Raw genomic sequence first — 379 nt, forward strand, 5'->3', positions numbered from 1 at the left:
TGTCGTCGACCTCGTGGAGGGGGTGTGCCAGTCGGTCGGTATTGAGCCCGCCCTCGTTCTCCACGTTCCGCACTCCCGCCTCGTGCGCCGGGCCGATGCACTCCTCCATCAGCCGCAGAAACGTCTTGGCGTAGCCGAGTTGCGGGTCCTTCAGGCGGTCGCGGGCAAGGATCGGGATGCGCAGTTCGGCGAGGTAGTCACCGGACAGGTCATCTAGCGGCCGCCACGAGGGGAGCTCAGAGAACGCGGTGAAGCTGTCCCCGTAGACGCGGCCCGTATTGCCGATCCGCAACCTCGCACGTCTCCCCTGCCGCCGCGTGCACGACCCCCTCGCACCACCGGGCAGCATCCTCGCAGGTGCCGGGCAATAAAGCAAGCC

The 379-nt window shown here is 67.5% G+C and carries 1 protein-coding gene; it reads right to left on the reverse strand.

Going from position 1 to position 379, the window contains the following annotated elements; genetic code table 11:
* Positions 1–292 (reverse strand): acyclic terpene utilization AtuA family protein (locus UK12_RS33460; RefSeq protein ID WP_045306979.1); only part of this gene is annotated, 292 nt, incomplete at its 3' end.
* Positions 293–379 lie beyond the last annotated feature (87 nt).

The sequence above is a fragment of the Saccharothrix sp. ST-888 genome, assembly GCF_000955975.1.
In the GTDB taxonomy this organism is placed as follows: domain Bacteria; phylum Actinomycetota; class Actinomycetes; order Streptomycetales; family Streptomycetaceae; genus Kitasatospora.